We start from the raw sequence: 20,752 nt of genomic DNA on the forward strand, positions 1-20,752 counted from the left end.
AGCGCGCTTCAGGCCGATTTGCGCCTGACCGGGTCCGGAACCGGCTTGCCGCCGAGGGCGGCGAATTCGGCCAAACTCCTGTCGGCGCAGATGACGCGGTTGCGGCCGAGGCGTTTGGCGACATAGAGCGCCTCGTCGGCCGCGCCGAGCAGCCGGTCGGGGCCGCCGTCGGCACCGCCGGGAATATGGCTTGCGACGCCGACGCTGAGGGTAACGTGGTCGCCGGCGCCGATCGCGCCATGGGCGATCGCCAAGGCCATCACGGCGCAGCGGATCGCCTCGGCCACCATGCAGGCGCTGTCGCAATCCATGTCGGGGAGGATCAGCGCAAACTCCTCGCCGCCATAGCGGCTGGCGAGGTCGAGCGGGCGCACCGCATGCCGGCTGACGACGTCAGCGACCGCGCGCAGGCACTCGTCGCCGCTCTGGTGGCCGTGCTGGTCGTTGAACAGCTTGAAATGGTCGACGTCGACGAACAGCAGCGCCAGCGGCTTCTGCGTGCGCTGGGCACGGGCCCATTCGCCGAGCAGCATCTGGTCGAAGGCGCGGCGGTTCGCGAGGCCAGTGAGCCCGTCCTTGGTCGCGAGCTCCTTCAGCGCCATCTCGGCGCGCTTCTGGTCGGTGAGGTCGCGCAGCGTCTCCACCACCGCGATCAGGTTGCCGGCCTCGTCGTGGATCGGGCCGGCGTCGATGGCGAGATAGAGCTGGCTGCCGAGTTTGGGCATCACGCACCAGTTCTCCGCCGAGAAGCCGAGCCCGTTGTGGCCGCGCGCGGCATATTCCGAATAATACTCCGGCAACTGCTCGGGCCGGTCGAGCGCGACGAGGTCGGCAAGGCAGGGGCGCTTCGTCTCGTAGAATGCCTGCCAGTGCTTGCTGGTGCCGATCACTTCGGCGGCCCCGACGCCGGTCAGCCGCTCGCAGGCTCTGTTCCAGATCACGACGCGGCGCTTCGGGTCAATCACGAAGGTCGGCACCACGAGGTGCTGCATCAGCCGGACGGCGTAGGAATCGGCGACGTCGAGCGCCTTGCGCGACTTCGGCATCAGGCCACCGCAGCCACGGGCAAGCCATCGGAGGTACCGAACAGCTTGCGTACCTCGCTGGCCGGCTTCGGTGCACTGAACAGATAGCCCTGCATCTGCGTGCAGCCGAGCGCGCGCAGCATGTCGCGCTGCGCCTCGGTCTCGACGCCCTCGGCGACCGTGGTCATGCTGCTGGCGGCCGCGATGTTCACCACCGCCTGCACGATGATGGGCGAGCCGCTCGCCTCGGCGATGTCGACGACGAAGCAGCGGTCGATCTTGATCTTGTCGAACGGGAAGCGCTTCAGATAGCTCAGCGAGGAATAGCCGGTGCCGAAATCGTCGAGCGCGATGCGCACGCCGATCGACCGCAACTGGTGCAGGATCGAGAGCGCCGCCTCGTCGTCGCGGATCAGCACGGCCTCGGTGATCTCGAGCTCGAGCCGGCGCGGGTCGAGGCCGGAGGCGGCGAGCGCGCCCGCGATTCGCAGCGCCAGCGTGTCGCATTTGAGCTGCACGGGCGAGACGTTGACCGCGAGGCGCACATGCGCCGGCCAGGTCGCGGCCTCACTGCAGGCGGTGCGCAGCACCCAGTCGCCGAGCTCGGTGATGAGGCCGGTGTCCTCGGCGACCGGAATGAACTCCGCCGGCGACACCATGCCGCGCTGGGGATGGCGCCAGCGCAGCAGCGCCTCGCAGCCGGAGACTTCACCCGAGCGCAGGTCGACCAGCGGCTGATAGTGAATCTCGAAGCCGCCGTTGACGAGGGCCTGGCGTAAATCCTGCTCCATGCTGAGGCGTGCCTTGGCGCAGGCATCCATTGCGGGCTCGAAGAAGCGGTGGGTGCGCCGCCCCTCGGCCTTGGCCCCGTACATGGCGAGGTCGGCGTTCTTGACCAGCTGATCGAGATCGGCGCCGTCCTGGGGCGCCAGCGCGATGCCGATGCTGGCATCGGTGGAGAGCTGATGGCCGAGGCAATGATAGGGCTGCCGGATCGCCTGGTAGATCCGCTTCACGAAGGACAGCACGTCGGCGGAAGACCCGATGTCGGTCTGGATCACGGCGAATTCGTCGCCCCCGAGCCGCGCGATCAAATCGCCCTGCTTGAGACAGCCGCGCAGACGGCCGCCTATCGCCTTCAACAGCTCGTCGCCGACGTGATGACCGAGCGAATCGTTGATGCCCTTGAACTCGTCGACGTCGATGTAGAGCAGCGCAAACTGGCCGCCCTCGGCGACCTTCTCCAGCTCGCATTCGATCTGCTCGCGGAACAGGGCCCGGTTCGGCAGGTCGGTCAGAGCGTCGTAATGCGCCATATGCGCGATCTTCTCGTGATCGCGCCGCCGCTCCGTGACGTCCTCGACGACATTGATGATGTAGCGCGGCTCGCCCGACCTGTCGCGGATTCCGATCCGGGTGGACGTGATGTAGCGCCGTCCGATGCTTGGCGTGGTCCACACGTGCTCGTCCAGGAACAGCCCGTCCGGCGATTGCAGCAGCTTGTCGTCGTCCCGGGTGATGATCCCGGCGGTTTCTGCCGGATAGAGATCGAACGCGGTCTTGCCGACGATCGTCTTGCTGGTTTCGCCGAGTTGTTGCTCGGCCACCTGGTTGGCCAGCAGGTAGCGCCGCGTGCGGGCATCCTTCACGGTGATCCGTGACGGGATATGGTCGATGATCTCGCGCAGGAAGGTGTAGTTGCGGTCGCGCTCCTGCTCCAGATTGCGCTGCTCGGTGATGTCCTCGATCGTGGCGACCCAGCCGCCCTGCGCGAGCGGCGTGTTGATGACCTGGAAGGCGCGGCCGTTGGCCAGCTGATGCGTTCTCGTCGAGACCGTGCCTTCGGCGACGACCCTCATGACGTCGGCGCAAAACGCTTCGACATCGCCATCGAATGCGCCGCGCTCCTTGCGATGATACATCGCCTCGCGGATGTGGCAGCCGGGCTTGATGACGTCGTGGGACAGGCCGAACATGTCGGCGTAGCGGCGGTTGCAGGTGACGATGGTGCCGCCCGCGTCGTACAGGATCAGCCCTTGCGACATGTTGTTGAGGGCGGTGTCGAGCCGCAGCCGCTCCGCCTCGATCCGCTGCTGGGCCTCGCGGTTCTGCCGGTTGATCTGGCGGATGATCAGATAGAGGATCAGCGCGATGGTGGCGGCCGAGAGGGCAGCGGTCGCCACCAGGAAGCCGGTCTGCTGGCGCCAGTCCGCGAGCGCGGCCGCTGTGGTGTTGGTGGCGATGATGACCAGCGGAAAGTGCTTCAGCGAGGCGGCCGAACCGAGCCGCTCCTCGCCGTCGATCGGGCTGTTGCCGCGGTGGCTCTGATGACCACCTTGCGCCAGCACCTTCTTCATCAGTGGCGCATCCCTGAAGTTCCGCCCGATCAGCTCTTCGCGATGCGGATGACGCGCCAGCATCTTGCCTTCGCGGTCGAACAGGGAGATGGCCGTACCCTCGCCGAGGGCGACGGAGGCGAAGTAGTGCTGGTAGCTGTCCGGATTGATCCGCCGGACCATCGCGCCGAGGAAGGCGCCGTCCGCGCCGTTCAAGCGGCGTGCGACGATCGTGGTCCATTTGTTGATGATGAAGCTGCGGACCGATTCCAGAAGCACCGGCTCGGACTGCGGATTCAGTTTGAATGTCTTGAAATAGGCGCGTGAGGAGACGTTGATCTTGGGCAGCGGCTGGGCCCGCGACCAGTTGATCAGCTCGCCCTCGGCATCGTAGATCGCGATGTCGCCGAGATACGACACGGAGCTCATCTTGCTGCGCAGCATCTGGTTGGCGGCAGGCCCGGACAGGCGCTCGCGGAACATCGCAGGCGAGGTGATCTCCGGCAGGTTCATCTGTCCGATCAGGTCGGCGGCGACGACGTCGGAATCCTCGAATTGCTGATCGAAATGCCGCGCGATCAGCTTCACCGTGTTCTCGAGCTCGCGTTCGCGGTTGGCGAGGGTCCGCTCGCGAAACTCGCCGACGGCGATGGCCGTGGCGATGAAGATTCCCGCGACCAGAAGCACGCCGCACAGGGTCAGCCACAGGACGGGACCACGCCGCGCCAAGGCCTCCCAGCCGTTCCTCGCGGCTCGAGACATTCCGGCTGCTACGCTGGCAAAGACCTGGCGCATTCCCCCTCGCTGGAGGACCACGAATACACCGCACAAATGGCGCAAACCTTAGGAAAGCCAGTTACCTAAGCATTAATCCGGCTCGTGTGATCGCATCCATCCTAGCGCTGCGCCCATCGCACGCGGCGCTTCTGTCGCGCGCGCTGCAATCGCGGCGCCGCATCGTGAATCATCGGTTAATGCCCGGGTCCGGCGGTCTTCTTGCCGCCGCCATGGCGCAGCCGTCCGACCACGCCGGTCGGGAAGAAATAGACGCTGGCGATGAATAGCAGCCCGAGCCACAGCAGCCAGCGGTCGGGATGCAACAACCCCGGCAGCAACGGCAGCCCGGCTTCGCCCGCCGCCTTGGAGGCGACGCCCATCAGCGACTGCAGATAGTTCTGGGCGAGGATGAAGATGGTTGCGCCGATGATCGCGCCGTAGATCGTGCCCATGCCGCCGATCACCACCATCAGCAGGATGTCCAGCATGATGGAGAAGCTCAGCGAGGTGTCGGGACCGGCATAGCGCAGCCACAGCGCATTCAGGATGCCGGCGCTGGCCGCGACGAGGGCGGCGAGGCAGTTGGCGTAGGTCAGGTGGAACACGGTGCGGAAGCCGAGCGCCTCGGCGCGAAAGCGGTTCTCGCGGATCGCCTGCAGCACGCGCCCGAACGGCGAGTTCACGACGCGCAGCAGCGCGAGGATCATCAGGGCCGAGATCGCGAACACCAGGTAGAAGGTCAGGATGCGGCCGTTGATCTCGAAGCCGAACAGGTTCTTGGAGATCAGCACCGTGCCGGGGCGCAGCAGCTCCGGCAGCTGGAAGCTGCGCCCGTCCTCACCACCGGTCAGCCAGGACAGCTGCGAGGCCAGCACCTGGAAGGCCGAGGCGACCGCAAGCGTGATCATGGCGAAGAAGATCGCAGCGACCCGCAGCGAGAACAGCCCGATCGCGAGCGCAAGCAGGGCAGCGAGCGGCAGGCCGGCGACGATGCCGGTGGCGACCGCGGCCCAGTTCGGACCCATGCCGTACAGCGCGATCGCGATCGCGTAGCTGCCGATGCCGTAGAACATGGTGTGGGCGAACGACACCGAGCCGGTATAGCCGAGCAGGAGATCGTAGGAGGCGACGAGGGCTGCGAAGATGCAGATCTTGGCCGCGACGTTCAGTGCCTTGGCGCCCGGGAACAGGAATGGCGTTGCCGCCAGCGCCAGGATGATGACGACGAGAACGAGCGTCAGGACGCGGCTGCGCGGCGGATCGCCTGAGAGGATCATCATCGGCTGGTCACTGCATAGAGGCCGCGCGGCCGCCACATCAGAATGGCGACCATCAGCAGGATGTTGGAGACGAGGGCGAGCTTCGGCACCAGGAAGCCGCCGTAATTGGCGACCATGGCGACGAGGATGGCGCCGATGAAGCAGCCGCCGATCGATCCCAACCCGCCGATGATGACGACGATGAAGATCAGGACGGTGAGGTCGTCACTCATGGAGGCGTGCACCTGCTCGCGGTAAAGCGCCCACATCACGCCGCCGAGACCGGCCAGCGCCGATCCGGTCATGAACACGCCGAGGAACAGGCGGCGGATGCGGTAGCCGAGCGCCTCCACCATCTCGCGATTCTCGACGCCGGCGCGGATCAGGAGGCCGAGCTTGGTGCGGTTGAGCACGAGCTGGATCGCGATGAAGACGGAAAGCCCGATCAGCATCGCCAGCACGCGGTACTTGGCGATCGCGACGTCGCCGATGATGAAGGAGCCGCGGAGCGAGGCCGGCAGAGGCATCGGGATGATCTGCGGCCCCCACAGCGCATAGAGCGTCTGCTCGGCGACGATCAGGCCGCCGGTGGTCATCAGGATCTGCTTCAGGTGCTGGCCGTAGACGGGGAGGATCAGCACGCGCTCGACGACGAGGCCGAGCGCACCCGACACCGCCATTGAGAGCAGCGCGGCTGGCCCCAGCACCGCGAGGTTCATCCAGAGCGAATCGGCCTGGATGGACGCCGCGAACGGCGCCAGCACCAGGGTCGCGACATAGGCGCCGACGGCGATGAAGGCGCCGTGGCCGAAATTGAGCACGTCCATCAGGCCGAACACCAGCGTTAGCCCTGAGGCCATGATGAAGATCATCATGCCCATGGCGAGGCTCGCGACGGTCAGCGTCAGCCAGGACGAGGTCGATCCGATCAGCGGGATCATCAGCAGCGCGAGCGCGAGCGGCAGCAGGATCGGCGCGAGATCGCGTTTCGGCTTCGGCAGCGGATCGGTTGCGGCAAGGTCTGTCACTGATGCGCCTCCAGGCTCAGGCCGAGCAGCCGCTCCTGCAGCGGCACGTCGGCGGCGAGTGCCGCCATCTCGCCGCGATGAACGATGGTGCCGTTGTCCATCACCAGCACGTTGTCGCCGAGCTCGCGGGCGGCAAAGAAATTCTGCTCGACCATCAGGATCGTGGCGCCCTTGCGCTTGATCTCCTTCAGGCACTCGATCAGCGCCATCACGATGGCGGGCGCGAGGCCCTTGGTCGGCTCGTCGATCAGGAGCAGCTTGCGCGGCTCGACGATCGCGCGCGCAATCGACAGCATCTGCTTCTGCCCGCCCGACAGGCTTCCCGCGCGCGACAGCCAGAAGCGGCGCAGCGCCGGGAAGAAGCCGAAGATCCAATCCAGCTGCTTGTCGTCGAGCGGCGCGTCGCGCGCCGCCAGCACCAGGTTCTCCTTCACCGTGAGATCGGAGAACACGGCCATGCTCTCCGGCACGTAGCCGACGCCGAGCCGCGCGATGTCGGGCGTCGCAAGGCTCTCGATGCGCTGGCCTGCCAGGGTGATCTCGCCTTTCGAGGCCTGCCACAGGCCTATGATGGTCCGCAGCGTCGTGGTCTTGCCGGCGCCGTTGCGGCCGAGCAGCATCGTGACCTGTCCTTCCGCAACGGCGAGATCGATGCCCTGCAGGATGTGATAGCGCCCGATATGGGTGTGCACGCCGGAAAGCTTGAGGAGATCGCTCATGCTGCACTCCCTGCAGCGCTTTTGGGCGCGACGCCGAGATAGGCTTCCTGCACGATCGGCGAGGCGATCACCTCGGCGGGTGCGCCGTCCGCCACCAGCTGCCCGTTATGCAGCACGATGATGCGGTCGGCGAGCGAGCGCACCACATCCATCTTGTGCTCGACCAGGAGGATGATCTTGCTCCTGTCCTGCTTGAGCTGCGCGATCAGGTTCAGGACGATCGGCACCTCGTCGATGCTCATGCCGGCGGTCGGTTCGTCGAACATGAAGACTTTTGGCTCGAGCGCGATCATCAGCGCCACCTCGAGCTTGCGCTGGTCGCCATGCGACAACGCGGTCGCAGTGACGCCGCGGCGATTGCCGAGCGCGACCTGGTCGAGGATGGCGTCGGCGCGCGCGATCAGGTCGCGGCGCACCATCCAGGGCCGCAGCATGTCGTAATGCGTGCCCGCTGCCGCCTGCACTGCGAGGCGGACATTCTCTTCCACTGAGAGGTTCGGGAAGAGATTGGTGAGCTGGAAAGCACGTCCGAGACCCGCACGGGTGCGCATTGGTGCGGAATGCTCGGTGATGTCGGCGCCGTCGAACAGGATGCTGCCGCCGGATGCCCGCAGCTGGCCCGAGATCAGATTGAAATAGGTGGTCTTGCCGGCGCCGTTCGGCCCGACGATGGCGGTCAGCTCGCCCGGGCGAAACGTGCAGGAGACATTGTTGACCGCGACATGGCCGCCGAAGCGGATGGTGAGGTCGCGGGTTTCGAGGGTGAGCGGCATGGAGAGTCTGGCAAATGATGAAACGAGATAGATCCGCAGGTCACGCTGCGCTCCCTCCCCCGCTTGCGGGGGAGGGTCGGGGAGAGGGCTGTCTCCGCAGGCGAGAACCCCCAAGAGGAAGGAGTCCTCTCCCGGCCTCTCCGCATCCGCCTTCGCTAAGGCTTCGGCGGACGAGAGCGGGAGAGGTGAAGCAAGAAAGCTTACCGCTTGTTCTTGATCGGAACGTTCATGTCCTCGATCTTCAGCTCGCGCACCGGCTCGAGCACGGCCCAGGCGACGTTCGGATCGACCTTGACCTTGAAGTGATACATGCTCTGCAGCGCCTGATGGTCCTCTTTCCGGAACACCATCTTGCCCTTGGGCGTGTCGAACTCCAGGCCCTCCATCGCGCTGATCAGCTTCTCGGTGTCGGTCGACTTCGCCTTGGTGACGGCGGCGACGACGGACATCGCAGCCGCAAAGCCGCCCGCGGTGAAGAAGTCCGGCGGCGCGTTGAAGCGCTTCTGATGCTCGGCGACGAGCCAGTCGTTCACCGGGTTCTTCGGGATCTCATAGAAGTAGTAGGTCGCGCCTTCCATGCCGGGCAGACCCTTATAGGCGGCGAGCGCCGGCAGGATGTTGCCGCCGGTGGAGAGCTCGATGCCGTAGCGCTTCGGGTCCATGTCCTGGAGCTTGGCCAGCGGATTGCCGGCGCCGGCCCAAATCACCCAGATCACCTTGCGGCCCGGCTTGTCCTTCAGCGCGTCGAACAGGCGCTGGCCGACCGCGGTGAAGTCGGTGGTCGAAGTCGGGGCATATTCTTCGGCCGCGAGCGTCGCGCCGGTCTTGGCGAGCGCCTCCTTGAACGCGGCGACGCCGTCGCGACCGAAGGCGTAGTCCTGCGCCAGCGTCGCCACGGTGACGCCCTGCTTGCCGATCGCGACCGCGTTGGAGATCGCGTCCTGCGAGGAGTTGCGCGCCGTGCGGAAGATGTAGCGATTCCATTTCTCGCCGGTAATCTGGTCCGCGACCGCGGGCTCGACGATCAGGATCTTCTTGTTCTCCTCGGCGACGGGAAGAATGGCGAGCGCCGCGGCCGACGAGGTCGTGCCGATCGCAATATCGACCTTGTCATCCTGATAGGCCTCCGAGAGCGCGGCCTTGGCGAGGTCCGGCTTGCCCTGGTCGTCCTTGGTGATGATGACGATCTTGCGGCCGTCGAGCGTCATGCTGCCCTTGGTGGCGTATTCGAATCCCATCTTCAGGCCGGTCTCGGTCTGCTTGGCGTAGGCCTCGAGCGGACCGGTCTTGCCGTAGATCAGCGCGATCTTGAGATCGTCGGCGAGCGCGGAGGTGCCCGCGCCGAGCGCGAGGATGGTTGTTGTTATGATGAGTGATCGACGCACGATGGTCCCTCCTGATGTAAAGTTTCTGCCAACAGCGATTTGCACAACGTCACGAACATTGCAATTGATCCTTCCGGCGGCGTGCGCCGGCGCGAGAGCATGCATCATTTTTGAGCCTGGCTCGCATTGCGCGCCGCGCCGGCCTCGACCTGGCGCCAGTCCGACTGCGCTTCCTCCGCGCTCTCGAAGATGTGCGGCGCGACGCCGCGCTTCTCCAGGGCTTCGCCTAGCTTGATGCGCAGGAAACCCGACGTGGTGTAGCGCGACACGCCGGAATAGAAGCGGTCGACGAGGCTGCGCACCATGGCCGAATAATCGTCCATCAGTTCCGGCAGGATAGAAAAATTGTCATAATTGACGATGGCGTAGACGCGGCGTCCGAGCGGCGCCAGGCGGGCCTCGACGATGGCGGCGATGGTGTCGATCTCCGCCTTGCTGCGCAGCGGATAGCGCTCGAGATTGACGAAGAACAGGTCCTGCTGCTCGTCCAGCGTGAAGCGCTGGTCGAGCGGGATGGTGAGCAGGCGCTCGCGCAGATCCATCAGGCCGTCGCCGAAGATGCGCGCGTCCATCAGGGCGGGGTCGCGCGGGATCAGCGGCTTGAAGTCCATCAGGCGCAGGATGTCGCGCTCGATGTCGATGCCGGGCGCGACCTCCACGAGCTCGAGCCCGTCCTCCCGGAGCTCGAACACGCAGCGCTCGGTGACGTAAAGGGTGCGTTGCTTGCGCGCGGCGGCAAACGGGCCGCTGAAGGTGACGTGCTCGACATTCTCGACGAATTTGCGCGACGTGGCCTCGTCCAGGATGACGAGCTTGCCGTCCTTCACCGCGATGCGTTGCTTGCCCGCACCGAACGTGCCGACGAAGATCACTTCCTTGGCGTTCTGGCTGATGTTGATGAAGCCGCCAGCACCTGCGAGCTTCGGCCCGAACTTGCTGACATTGAGGTTGCCGGCGCGGTCGACCTGGGCAAGCCCAAGGAAGGCGGCGTCCAAACCGCCGCCGTCGTAGAAGTCGAACTGGTACGGCTGGTCGATCACCGCCTGCGTGTTGATCGCCGCGCCGAAATCGATGCCGCTCGCCGGGATGCCGCCGATCACGCCCGGCTCCGCCGTCAGCGTGATGAGGTCGATGATCCGCTCTTCATTGGCGACCGAGGCGATCCCCTCGGGCATGCCGATGCCGAGATTGACGACGCTGTTGGCCTTCAGCTCCAGCGCCGCGCGCCGGGCGATGATCTTGCGCTCGCTGATCGGCATCACCGGCAGCGAGGCGGCGCGGACCCGGATCTCGCTCGAGAAGGCCGGATTGTATTGCGTGCCGAAAGTCTGCCAGTGGTTCTCGGGCCTTGACACCACGACACAGTCGACGAGGATGCCGGGAATCCTCACTTGACGCGGATTGAGGCTGCCGGCCTCGGCGACGCGCTCGACCTGGGCGATGACGATGCCGCCGGAATTATGCGCCGCCATGGCGATGGCAAGCGCCTCCAGCGTCAGGGCCTCCTTCTCCATGGTGAGATTGCCGTCGGGATCGCCGGTGGTGGCGCGGATGATCCCGACATCGATCGGGAAGGTCTTGTAGAGCAGGCACTCCTCGCCGCGCAGCGTGATCAGCTCCACCAGGTCCTCACTGGTGCGTGCGTTCAGCTTGCCGCCGCCGTGCCGGGGATCGACGAAGGTGCCCATGCCGACGCGGGTGATGTGGCCGGGCCGGTGCGCGGCGATGTCGCGGAACAGATGGGTGATGACCCCCTGCGGCAGGTTATAGGCCTCGATCTGGTTCGCGATCGCGAGCTGCTGCAGTTTCGGCGCAAGGCCCCAATGCCCGCCGATCACGCGCCGCACCAGGCCTTCATGTCCGAAATGATTGAGGCCGCGCTGCTTGCCGTCGCCCTGACCGGCCGCATAGACCAGCGTCAGATTGCGCGGCTTGCCTTGCGTATAGGGCGCATCGCCCTCATGGGACAGATAGAGCTCCTCCAGTGCGATGGCGATCTCCTCGGCAAAGCCGATGCCGACGAAGCCGCCGGTCGCCACCGTGTCGCCGTCGCGGATCAGCATGACGGCTTCATTCGCCGAGACGACCTTGCCCTTCTCGGAATTGCGCAAGTAAGGCAGAGCTGGATGATGGCTCACGGCGTTCCTCCCGCTCCCTGGACCGTAGGCCTTGTTGTGCTTGATCTTATCGCGAAGCGCTGCCCCGGAACAGGTTGCTCCTCGCGAAGGAAAGACGGCAAAGCGGAGAGCAAGGTCCGCGCCAGATCCCGCAACGTCGCGCAAAACCGCTGAAATCTGCGGCAATTGCCTGCAATCTGTCCCGGAAGAGCAGCCGGGTGCGGTGTCCGGAATCCGAGACTCCGGACAGTCCGGTGTCTCGAAACTCAGACGGGCGCCGATCCCGAGGCGAGGCCGAACTTGGCGAGCTTCTTGTAGAAGGTCGCGCGCGAGATCCGCAGCATCCGGGCGGCCTCGGTGATCTGGCCGTTGCTGGCGGCGAGCGCCTGTTCGAGCGTCTGCTTCTCGAACTCGGCCTCGGCTTCGGCATAGGGTACCACCAATCCGGCCGGGCGCTCGGCCGGTGCAAGCCTGACCTCGGTGCCGATGGGGAGAATGCGGGCGACATCCTCGCCGGTCAGCCGCCCGGAATCGCTGAGGATCAGCGCGCGCTCGAGGATGTTGCGGAGCTCGCGGACATTGCCCGGCCAATCGTAACGGGCGAGCGCAGCGAGCGCGCTCGGCGTGATCTTCGCCTTGACGTAGTCGCCCGACGCGCTGATGTCGTCGAGCAGCCGGGCGCAGATGTCGGGGAGATCGTCGAGGCAGTGGCGCAGCGGCGGCAGGTCGACCGAAAGCACGTTGAGGCGGTAGTAGAGATCGGCGCGAAATGCGCCGTCGCTGACACGCTTGCGCAGGTCCACATTGGTCGCGGCGATGACGCGGACGTCGACCCTGGTGATCTTGTCCGAGCCGAGCGGCTCGATCTCGCGCTCCTGCAGCACGCGCAGCAGCTTGGCCTGCAATTGCAGCGGCATCTCGCCGATCTCGTCGAGGAACAGCGTGCCGCCGTCGGCAATGCGGAACTTGCCCTCGCGTCCCCGTCGGTCGGCGCCGGTATAGGCGCCCGGCGCAGTGCCGAAGAACTCCGATTCGATCAGGGTCTCGGGGATGGCGGCGACGTTGACGCTGACGAACGGCTTGTCGGCGCGCGAGGAGGCGTTGTGGATCGCCTGTGCCAACATCTCCTTGCCCGTCCCGGTCTCGCCGGTGAGCAGGACGGTGACGCTCTGCCGCGCGGCTCGGCTGGCGAGCTCCTTGGCGTGAGCAATGGCAGGCGTCGTGCCGACGAAATCGGCGAAGGTGAAGCGCGCCGCGCGGGCGTTGGACAATTGCCGCCGCGCCAGCCGCAGATCGCTCTCGAGCTGGGCGACGCGGGCGAGCAGGGGCTTCAGGCTTTCGAGATGATCATAGAGCACGAAGCCGATCGCGCCGATCACCGTCCCGTTCTCGTCCTCGATCGGCATGCGGGTGACGACGAGTTGCTCGCCGCCGAGCTCCATGATGTCGAGCAGGATCGGCTCGCCGGTCTCGGCCACCTTCCGCATCAGGCTGTTCGGGATGACCTCCTCGATCGACCGGCCGATCGCCTCGCTGGCATGGTCGAGACCGAGCGCGGCAAGATATTTCTCGTTGACGTAGACGACGCGCCCGCCGCGATCGATCGCAATCGCGCCCTCGCAGAGCTTCTCCAGCCGCTCGAACAGCGTTTCCATCGCGCGCGCACGGAGATAGGCGGGATCGCTGATCGAGGAGGCGGCGGCAGGCATGAGATACCTCGGGGAGGTCCGCCCCGTGTATTAGCAAAAGTGCAGCGATTTCAAAGGGGGAAATGGCGCCAAAGGAGGAATGGGCGCTGAACCCAGCTCAGCAATCGCTGTCGTCCCGGGGCGCGCAAAGCGCGAGCCCGGGACCCATAATCACAGGGCGCAGTGCTGCGCGACGCTCCCACTCCGAGTCTTTCCTTTTGGGTATGGGTCCCGGGTTCGCTTCGCGCCCCGGGACGACAGCGGTATGTGTCGCGCCGCCCCTACCGCCGGTACCCGCTCGCCCGCGAATAGCCTTGGCGGTGCTGTTGCGCCGGGCGGCTTGCCACGCTGACCCGCGCCTCGCTCGAGGAGGGCGTTGCGAGCTTCAGCTCCTCCAGGAAGATCGGCCGGGAGAAATAATACCCCTGCGCGTAGCGGATCTTGGTCGCCGCCTGCAGATAGGCCAGCTCCTCGTAGGTTTCGAGGCCTTCGGCGATCACCGTCATGCCGAGCGCCTCGCTCAAGGATTCGATCGCGCGCAGGATACCCTGGCTGCGCGGACGATTATGAATGTCGGTGATGAAGGAGCGGTCGATCTTGATCTCGTCGGCGGTGATGTCGGCCAGCGCCGAGAGCGAGGAATAGCCGGTGCCGAAATCGTCGATCGAGACGCCGACGCCGAGCTTGCGGAACATCGGCAGGATCTCGTCCTGAAAATGATTCTTGGCGACGAAAGCATCTTCCGTCACCTCGATCATGAAGCGCTGCGGAAAGCCGGTCTCCTCCAGCGCCTGCGCAAAGCTGCGCATGAATTCGGGATTGCCGGCCTGCTTGGCGGCAACGTTGATGCTGATGGTCGCTTCCGGGCCGAACGTGTCGTTGATCAGGTCGATCGACTTGACGATCTCGGCGAGCACGAGATGGGTCAGCTCGTCGATCAGGCCGAGCTCGCCGGCAAGATTGATGAACGAGCCGGGCGCCTGGATCACGCCTTCGTCGTCGCGCAGGCGCACCAGGGCCTCGATGCCCTTCACGGCCTGGGTGCGGATGTCGACCTTGGACTGGAAGGCGCAGCAGAAGCGCTTTTCCAGGATGGCGAGCCGCAGCGACTGCTCGACCTTCATCCGCGCCTGCGCCTCGCGCTCCATGCTGGCATCGAAGAAGGCGGCCAGTCCCTTGCCATTGTTCTTGATGCGGTACATCGCGATGTCCGCGTTCTGCCGCAGCGTTTCGAAGCTGCGTCCATGGTCGGGATAGAGGCTGATGCCGACCGAGGTCGAGGCGAACACTTCCGAATGGTCGATGAAGAACGGCGCGGTCAGCCGCTCCAGCGTCGATTGCATGAATTCGGCGACTTCCTCCTGGCTCTGGATCGGTGACAGCAGCAGCAGGAATTCGTCCCCCGAGATGCGCGAGAGCATGTCGGAATCGCGCAAGTCCCGTCCGAGCCGCTTCGACAGCTCGACCAGCAGCGCGTCGCCCACGGCGTGGCCGTAATAGTCGTTGATGTGCTTGAAATTGTCGACGTCGAGAAAGGCCAGCGCAAAACGTTCGCCGCTGTGGTCGTGCGCCAGCAGGGCATTGGCGCGGTGCTCGATCACGCGGCGCGAGGGCAGCCCGGTCAGCTCGTCGAAATAGGCCGAGCGGAACAGCTGGTCCTCGAAATTCTTCTGCTCGGTGATGTCGGAGGATGCGGAGATCAGGAGCTCGCGTCCGTCGAGACGAACGGGGCGATGGGTCGTGAGCAGCACCTTTCGCGCGGCGCCGACGTGAAGCGCTTCCTCGGTCACGACGGGCTGCCCGTCGCTCAGGGCCTGGCGGCAGGCCTCGCGCCGCGGCGTCAGATCGGGTGAAGGACGGCTGCCGTCCAGGCCGAGCTGCGCGGCGGCGGCATCGTTGACCAGCAGCAACTCGCCATGCGCGTCCTGCACGGTGAGGCCGGCCGGCAGCATTCTAACGATTTCCTTGAGAAAACCGAGCTCGGCTTCAGTCGCGCCGGAATATTGATTGTCGTTCATAGAAGTCATGAATCTTGTTGTTTCAGCGCGCCTTTGCAATGGGCGCGATCTTCCGCGGTTCCCTCTTAAGTTTGGTTAAGGGGTCAGGAGAAATACGGGGGTGTTTTGGAGAAAACTTGCGACGATCCGACGCGCGCTGGCGATCGTCATTAACGGAGCGTCAACGCGCTCGGCGAAACAGCGAAGTATCCGCGTGGGAGCGATTTCGCCTGCGGCCATCCTTCGAGACGCCCGCCGTGGGCGGGCCCTCAGGATGAGGGCCGGAGTGCGCTGCGCGATATCACCCGAGCACCGATGCCGCTTAGCCTCATCCTGAGGAGACCGCGAAGCGGTCGTCTCGAAGGACGAGGCGCTTGCTCAGGTCGCGCAAGTGCCACACGCGATTGCGCCGCCGCGCGGGCAGCAAGGAGCACACCTTACATGTTGCGACGTCTACTCGCTTCGTGGAATTCGGCACTGCATGATGCAATGCAGCCCGGTTTTCAGATACGAGATCTCAGTTTTGCCGTCGAAAGCCGACAGTGCCGACTTCAAGAGCTTGGTGCCGAAGCCGGGCTCCGAAACCTTGTCCACGCTCGGTCCTTCGGTTTCGTCCCAGGTGATCGTCAGGCGGTCGTCGGTGATGGTCCATGACACCTGCAACAGACCGCGCGGTGAGGAGAATGCGCCGTACTTGCCTGCATTGGTGGCAAGCTCGTGAAACATCAATGACAGCGTGACCGCGAGCTTGGGCGGCAGGAACAGCCGCTCGCCGTTGAGCGTGAAGCGGACATGGCCGTAAGGCCCGAGCTCGGAGATCAGAAGGTCGCGGATGTCGCAGCCGGCTTTGTCGATCCGCGAGATCAAATCATCGGTTGCGGCCAGCGAGCGCAGCCGCGGATCGACCCGGGCCCAGACCTGCGGCTGGTCGTGCAACACCTGGTGCACCACGGCATGCACCGTCGACAGCTTGTTCTTCAGCCGATGCTGGAGCTCCTCGACCAGCAGCTTGCGATAATCTTCTTCCTCGATCAGGCGTCTGGAAATTCGGCGCTGCTCGGCCAACATGGTGCGATAGTGCTCGACACCCCAGATGGTGATCGCGCACACGGTCCAGTAAAGCGCCAGCAGGACAAACCGCGCGCGATCGGCAAACGCATCGCCGAAATTCAGCGCGACGCCGAGCACGCCGCCGACGAGCGCCGTCACGATGCCGATCCGGAATCCGCCCAGGGCCGCAGCAAAGAAGACGGCCGGGAAGTACGGCGTGAAATAGATGTCGGGACGAACCTGAGCGAGGCCCCAGCGGACCAGGGTTGCAGCCAACAGGCAGACCACCGCAAAGCCGATGCTCAGAGCGAGCGAGGGCGGCGCCGCACCCTGCCAGCCCTTGCGGAACTCCTCGATCAGCTTCCTCATGCACTGCCTGGTTGCGATAGGCGTTCGACGATCGAGCGGCCCGTGAGGATGTTACGCATGCCGCCCATACAAGCATAGCTTGCCTTGTCGGAAGCGGGCAGGAATAGTGACCGCTGCGGCGACGGCGGCGGCCGGCATTCGCCATTTGGCATCAAATCACTCGAAAACAGGAACATTCCATGGGCAGGCTGGACGGCAAGGTTGCGGTGATCACGGGGGCGACGAGCGGCATCGGATTGCGCACTGCGGAAGTCTTCGTTGCCGAAGGTGCCAAAATTGTGATCGCAGGCCGGCGCGTACCGGAAGGCGAGGCGCTGGCGAAGCAGCTCGGGGAAAGCTGCGTCTTCCGTCAGACCGACGTCACCGTCGAAGCGCAGATGCAGGTGCTGATCGCGCTCGCGGTCGACAAGTTCGGCAGGATCGATTGCCTGTTCAACAATGCCGGCGGGCCGGCACAGACCGGCGGCATCGAAGGCCTCGAGGTCGAGCGGTTCGATGCGGCGATGGCGACGCTGGTGCGCAGCGTCATGCTCGGCATGAAGCACGCCGCACCCTACATGAAGAATCAGGGCGGCGGCAGCATCATCAACAATGGCAGCATTGCCGGCCGCCTCGCCGGCTTCTCGTCGTCGATGGTCTATGGCGCGGCCAAGGCGGCGGTGATCCATCTCACCAAATGCGTGGCGATGGAGCTCGGCGAATCCAACGTTCGCGTCAACTCGATCTCGCCCGGCGCGATCGCGACCGGCATCTTCGGCAAGGCGCTGGGGCTCTCGACCGATGCCGCCGAGAAGACGCCGGCGGTGATGCGCGAAGTCTACAAGACCGCGCAGCCGATCCCCCGCGCGGGTCTTCCTGAAGATATCGCCCAGGCCGCAGTGTTCCTGGCCAGCGACGAATCCAGCTTCATCAACGGCCACGACCTCGTCGTCGACGGCGCCATGACCGGCGGCCGCAACTGGAGTCAACAGCAGCAGGGCTATGTGGCCTTGCGCAAGGCGTTCGATCAGGGGGCGTAGCAGCTCCGGCGATGGTGCCGTAGGGTGGGCAAAGCCGCGCCCTTCGCGCGCCGTGCCCACCATCGATGTTTGCACCCGGAGAAACGTGGTGGGCACGCTTCGCTTTGCCCACCCTACGAGATCGGCGCCTAAACCGCCTTCACCTTCACCCGCAGCCCGTCCCGCGGCTTCGGGATCGGCCACATCTGCCAGTCGGGCTTGTAGCCTGGCGCGAGCGACACCTCGATATTCTCCAGGAAATGCCGCGCGAAACATTTCGCCTGCATGTAGGCGAAGTGCAGGCCGAGGCACATATGCGCGCCGCCGCCGAACGGCACGAAGGCGAAACGGTGACGGCCACGCTGTGCGTCCTCGGTGAAGCGCATGGGGTCGAAGCGGTCCGGCTCCGGCCAGATCTCCTTCATGTGGTGGGTATAGAGCGGGTTGATGCCGATCGCCGTGCCGGCGGGAATCGCAAAACCCTTGAAGCTGAAATCGCGCATCGCGCGGCGCGGCATCGACGGCACCGGCGGCTTGAGCCGCAGCGCTTCCTTGAACGCCATCTCGGTCAGCGGCATCTTCTCGAGATCGTCGAAGCTGGTCGGCGCGCCGGAGGCGAGGCCGAGCGCGAGCACCTCCGCGCGCAGCCGGTCCTGCCAGTCCGGATTGGCGGCGAGCTCGCCGATGAAGGAGGTCAGCGACGAGGTCAGCGTGTCGTGCGCGGCCATCATCAGGAAGCTCATATGGTCGATGATGTCCTGGTCGGACAGCAGCGCGCCGTTCTCATGGGTGGCGCGGCAGAGCTGCGAGAACAGATCGTCGCCACCGTGATTGCCGCGCCGCAGCGGAATCTGCTCGCGGAAATAGGCGATGATGCGCTTGCGCCCCTTGACCCCTCGCGCCATCTGGGTGCCGGGCAGGGGGCGGCGGATCGGGGTGACGGCGGCGGCCACCATGTCGACGAAGGCGCGGTTGATCTCATCGACCTCGGGCCCGATATCGGCGCCGAGGAAGGAGGCCGCGGCGAGATCCAGCGTAAGCTGTTTCATCGCCGGATAAAGCTGCATCTCGCCCGGCTTCGCCTTCCACTGCGCGACGCGCGCGGAAATGCCGCGGTCGAGATCGCCGAGATAGGACTTCATCGGTCCCGACTTGAACGCGACCGAGAGCGCCTTGCGATGCAGGCGATGCTCCTCGAAGTCCAGCAGCATCAATCCACGCGGAAACAACAGCCCCAGCACCTTGTCCCAGCCATGGGTCGAGGAGAACAGTTTCTGCTGGTCGAAAAGCACGAGCTCGTTGGCCTCGGGCCCCAGCAGCACGACATTGGTCTCGCCGAAAAAATGCGTGCGGTAGACCAGACCGTATTTGGCGCCGTTCGCCTCGATATGGCCCTTGGGATCGGCGAGCACCTGAAAGGTCTTGCCGATGATCGGCCAGCCTTCGTCACCGGGAATGTGCGTCAGCTCGTTGCGCCTGGGCGGAGTGAACGGAAGCGCAGGGGCGGCCACATTCTGCATCGACATGACGATTGCTCCGGTTGGCTGGCCCCGCAAACATAGCACGATCCGGCCGCGATGAGCTGCGGTCGTCTTGCGCACAAAATCGTCACTCCCACCGCCGTCGTCCCCGCGGAGGCGGGGACCCATAACCACAGGGAGGAGTTTTGGTGCGAGGCTGGTAGCTCCGAGTCTTCGTAAATCCGCATCCTGTGGTTATGGGTCCCAGGCTCGCGCTGCGCGCGCCCCGGGACGACGAGTGGAGTGCCTACCGCTTCGCCGCTTCCTTCTGCAGATCCGGCGCGTTAACGGCGGGAATGGCGACGCGGCCGGGGCCGGTCACTTTCAGCGCCTCAGCGGCCTTCTCATTCTCCATGATCTTGGCCATCACGGCCTGACCCGCGCGCTCGAAGATCGCGCGGTTCTCGATCACGAACTTTTGCGACCTGCGCAGTCCGTCGATATAGCCGTTGATCTCCGGCACAACGTAGCGCGCCACCATGTCCCAGCTCCGGCGGGTGTTTTCCGGATTGGCCCAGTCGTGCACGAAGCCGATGACGGCGCCGACGCCACCGGAGACCTGCATCACGTTCTTGATGGTCTTGACGAGATCGTCGGGCGTGCCGATGGTGGACGCGGCCCCCTCGACGAAGGCGGTCTTGTCGACGGCCTCGTCGGGCGAGGAGAACGCGGTGAGGCCCGGCCGCTGCAGCGTTCCGACATTATATTCGTTGTGCCAGCGCATCAGCCCGGCGCCGGCCTCGCGGCGGGCTTGTTCGCGCGTCTCGGCGATGTGCCAGGTCAGGAGCACGCGCCAGTCGGCGCGACGCACCGTGGTTCCGTGCTTCTTGGCGGCATCCTCGGCGAACTGCCATTGCTGCTGCAGCGACATCAGGCCCTGGGTCGTCATCGAGCCCAGCGAGATGATGCCGATGCCGTATTTGCCGGCCAGCGTCATGCCGGAGGGCGAGATCTGCGAAGCTACCACGAACGGCATCTCCTCCTGCAGGGGCAGGATCTGCAGCGCGGCGTCGTTCATCGTGAACCAGTCGCTTTTGGCGGTGACGCGCTCGCCGTTGAAAAGGCGGCGGATGATGCCGATCGCCTCGTCCTGGCGGTCGCGCTGCGTCATCGGATCGATGCCGAGCGTGTGCGCGTCGGAGGCGAGCGCGCCCGGTCCGGAGCCGAAGATGGCGCGGCCGCCGGTCATGTGGTCGAGCTGCACCATGCGCTGGGCGACGTTGAAGGGATGGTGATAGGGCAGCGACACCACGCCGGTGCCGAGCTTGATCCGCTTGGTGCGCTCGCCGGCGGCGGCCAGGAACATCTCGGGCGAGGCGATCATCTCCCAGCCCGAGGAATGATGCTCGCCGCACCAGAACTCGTCATAGCCGAGCGCATCCAGCTGCTCGACCAGGTCGAGATCGCGCCGGAACTGCAGCATCGGATGCTCCCCGATCGGGTGATGCGGGGCAAGAAAGGCTCCGAACTTCAGGCGCGCCATGGCGGTCTCTCCGGCTGAATTTTCTGTTTGTTGGTCGTGTCAGGCTACGTGCCTGACGGCACGAACGCAATCACGCGATGTTCCGCGCGGTGGAATGCAGGCATGCGCGGTGGCAAGCGAGACGTTGCGTAGTCCTCGCCTCCTGCGCGCTTCATCACGATAACGACACGCAGCGCGATTGGGCCGGTTCGTTCATTCGCGTTCGCACCTCCGCGTCGAAGCCTCACA

General features: G+C 65.3%; 14 protein-coding genes. 1 reads left to right on the plus strand and 13 read right to left on the minus strand.

From position 1 onward, the window contains the following. Window positions 1–8: 8 nt before the first annotated feature. The 11 genes from I6F33_RS28730 to I6F33_RS28780 form a co-directional block, all read right to left on the minus strand. Window positions 9–1,046 carry a diguanylate cyclase gene (locus I6F33_RS28730; RefSeq protein WP_225113287.1) on the minus strand — a complete coding sequence of 346 codons (1,038 nt, stop codon included), beginning with the start codon at window positions 1,044–1,046 and terminating at the stop codon, window positions 9–11. Further along, the gene (locus I6F33_RS28735; RefSeq protein WP_225144831.1) at window positions 1,046–4,156 is read right to left on the minus strand and encodes an EAL domain-containing protein; all 3,111 of its coding nucleotides are present in this window, start codon (window positions 4,154–4,156) and stop codon (window positions 1,046–1,048) included. Before I6F33_RS28735 ends, I6F33_RS28730 begins: the two co-directional genes overlap by 1 nt. A gap of 176 nt (window positions 4,157–4,332) precedes the next feature. Then, window positions 4,333–5,418: a branched-chain amino acid ABC transporter permease gene (locus I6F33_RS28740; protein ID WP_225144832.1), complete on the minus strand. Its 1,086-nt coding sequence runs from the start codon at window positions 5,416–5,418 to the stop codon at window positions 4,333–4,335. Further along, window positions 5,415–6,425 (minus strand): branched-chain amino acid ABC transporter permease, encoded by a 1,011-nt coding sequence (locus tag I6F33_RS28745; protein WP_036002397.1) that lies wholly within the window; start codon window positions 6,423–6,425, stop codon window positions 5,415–5,417. Before I6F33_RS28745 ends, I6F33_RS28740 begins: the two co-directional genes overlap by 4 nt. Further along, the gene (locus I6F33_RS28750) at window positions 6,422–7,144 is read right to left on the minus strand and encodes an ABC transporter ATP-binding protein (RefSeq protein WP_057025905.1); all 723 of its coding nucleotides are present in this window, start codon (window positions 7,142–7,144) and stop codon (window positions 6,422–6,424) included. The genes I6F33_RS28745 and I6F33_RS28750 overlap by 4 nt, the downstream gene beginning before the upstream one ends. Next, a complete protein-coding gene (locus I6F33_RS28755) occupies window positions 7,141–7,917 on the minus strand; it encodes an ABC transporter ATP-binding protein (protein ID WP_225134715.1) in 777 nt (258 codons plus the stop codon). Before I6F33_RS28755 ends, I6F33_RS28750 begins: the two co-directional genes overlap by 4 nt. 200 nt (window positions 7,918–8,117) lie before the next feature. After that, entirely contained in the window at window positions 8,118–9,302 is a 1,185-nt protein-coding gene (locus I6F33_RS28760; protein WP_036002387.1) for a substrate-binding domain-containing protein, read from the minus strand. A gap of 104 nt (window positions 9,303–9,406) precedes the next feature. Continuing rightward, window positions 9,407–11,440, minus strand: coding sequence for an acyl CoA:acetate/3-ketoacid CoA transferase (locus tag I6F33_RS28765; protein WP_225144833.1), 2,034 nt, complete (start codon window positions 11,438–11,440; stop codon window positions 9,407–9,409). A gap of 245 nt (window positions 11,441–11,685) precedes the next feature. After that, a complete protein-coding gene (locus tag I6F33_RS28770; protein ID WP_036038604.1) occupies window positions 11,686–13,128 on the minus strand; it encodes a sigma-54-dependent Fis family transcriptional regulator in 1,443 nt (480 codons plus the stop codon). Between the two features lie 260 nt (window positions 13,129–13,388). Continuing rightward, on the minus strand, window positions 13,389–15,125 hold the full coding sequence (locus tag I6F33_RS28775) for a bifunctional diguanylate cyclase/phosphodiesterase (RefSeq protein WP_225144834.1): 1,737 nt from the start codon (window positions 15,123–15,125) through the stop codon (window positions 13,389–13,391). A 432-nt stretch (window positions 15,126–15,557) separates the two neighbouring features. Beyond that, a complete protein-coding gene (locus I6F33_RS28780) occupies window positions 15,558–16,523 on the minus strand; it encodes a sensor histidine kinase (RefSeq protein WP_057025911.1) in 966 nt (321 codons plus the stop codon). A gap of 179 nt (window positions 16,524–16,702) precedes the next feature. Here I6F33_RS28780 and I6F33_RS28785 point away from each other — a divergent pair, with 179 nt between their 5' ends. Continuing rightward, the gene (locus I6F33_RS28785) at window positions 16,703–17,542 is read left to right on the plus strand and encodes an SDR family NAD(P)-dependent oxidoreductase (RefSeq protein ID WP_225113292.1); all 840 of its coding nucleotides are present in this window, start codon (window positions 16,703–16,705) and stop codon (window positions 17,540–17,542) included. Between the two features lie 128 nt (window positions 17,543–17,670). On the opposite strand, the gene I6F33_RS28790 is transcribed toward I6F33_RS28785, so the two are convergent. Both I6F33_RS28790 and I6F33_RS28795 read right to left on the minus strand, forming a co-directional pair. Then, window positions 17,671–19,047: a cytochrome P450 gene (locus tag I6F33_RS28790; RefSeq protein ID WP_225143050.1), complete on the minus strand. Its 1,377-nt coding sequence runs from the start codon at window positions 19,045–19,047 to the stop codon at window positions 17,671–17,673. A 241-nt stretch (window positions 19,048–19,288) separates the two neighbouring features. Continuing rightward, the gene (locus tag I6F33_RS28795; RefSeq protein ID WP_225130145.1) at window positions 19,289–20,524 is read right to left on the minus strand and encodes an LLM class flavin-dependent oxidoreductase; all 1,236 of its coding nucleotides are present in this window, start codon (window positions 20,522–20,524) and stop codon (window positions 19,289–19,291) included. Between the last annotated feature and the right edge of the window lie 228 nt (window positions 20,525–20,752).

It is taken from the genome of Bradyrhizobium sp. BRP20 (genome assembly GCF_020194215.1).
Classification (GTDB): Bacteria; Pseudomonadota; Alphaproteobacteria; order Rhizobiales; family Xanthobacteraceae; genus Bradyrhizobium; species Bradyrhizobium yuanmingense.

Excerpts from the sequence above, each read along its gene's own strand:
- I6F33_RS28730 (WP_225113287.1), bottom strand. The coding sequence starts at position 1,046 with ATGCCGAAGTCGCGCAAGGCGCTCGACGTCGCCGATTCCTACGCCGTC.
- I6F33_RS28735 (WP_225144831.1), bottom strand. The coding sequence starts at position 4,156 with ATGCGCCAGGTCTTTGCCAGCGTAGCAGCCGGAATGTCTCGAGCCGCG.
- I6F33_RS28740 (WP_225144832.1), bottom strand. The coding sequence starts at position 5,418 with ATGATGATCCTCTCAGGCGATCCGCCGCGCAGCCGCGTCCTGACGCTC.
- I6F33_RS28750 (WP_057025905.1), bottom strand. The coding sequence starts at position 7,144 with ATGAGCGATCTCCTCAAGCTTTCCGGCGTGCACACCCATATCGGGCGC.
- I6F33_RS28755 (WP_225134715.1), bottom strand. The coding sequence starts at position 7,917 with ATGCCGCTCACCCTCGAAACCCGCGACCTCACCATCCGCTTCGGCGGC.
- I6F33_RS28770 (WP_036038604.1), bottom strand. The coding sequence starts at position 13,128 with ATGCCTGCCGCCGCCTCCTCGATCAGCGATCCCGCCTATCTCCGTGCG.
- I6F33_RS28775 (WP_225144834.1), bottom strand. The coding sequence starts at position 15,125 with ATGAACGACAATCAATATTCCGGCGCGACTGAAGCCGAGCTCGGTTTT.
- I6F33_RS28780 (WP_057025911.1), bottom strand. The coding sequence starts at position 16,523 with ATGAGGAAGCTGATCGAGGAGTTCCGCAAGGGCTGGCAGGGTGCGGCG.
- I6F33_RS28785 (WP_225113292.1), top strand. The coding sequence starts at position 16,703 with ATGGGCAGGCTGGACGGCAAGGTTGCGGTGATCACGGGGGCGACGAGC.
- I6F33_RS28790 (WP_225143050.1), bottom strand. The coding sequence starts at position 19,047 with ATGTCGATGCAGAATGTGGCCGCCCCTGCGCTTCCGTTCACTCCGCCC.
- I6F33_RS28795 (WP_225130145.1), bottom strand. The coding sequence starts at position 20,524 with ATGGCGCGCCTGAAGTTCGGAGCCTTTCTTGCCCCGCATCACCCGATC.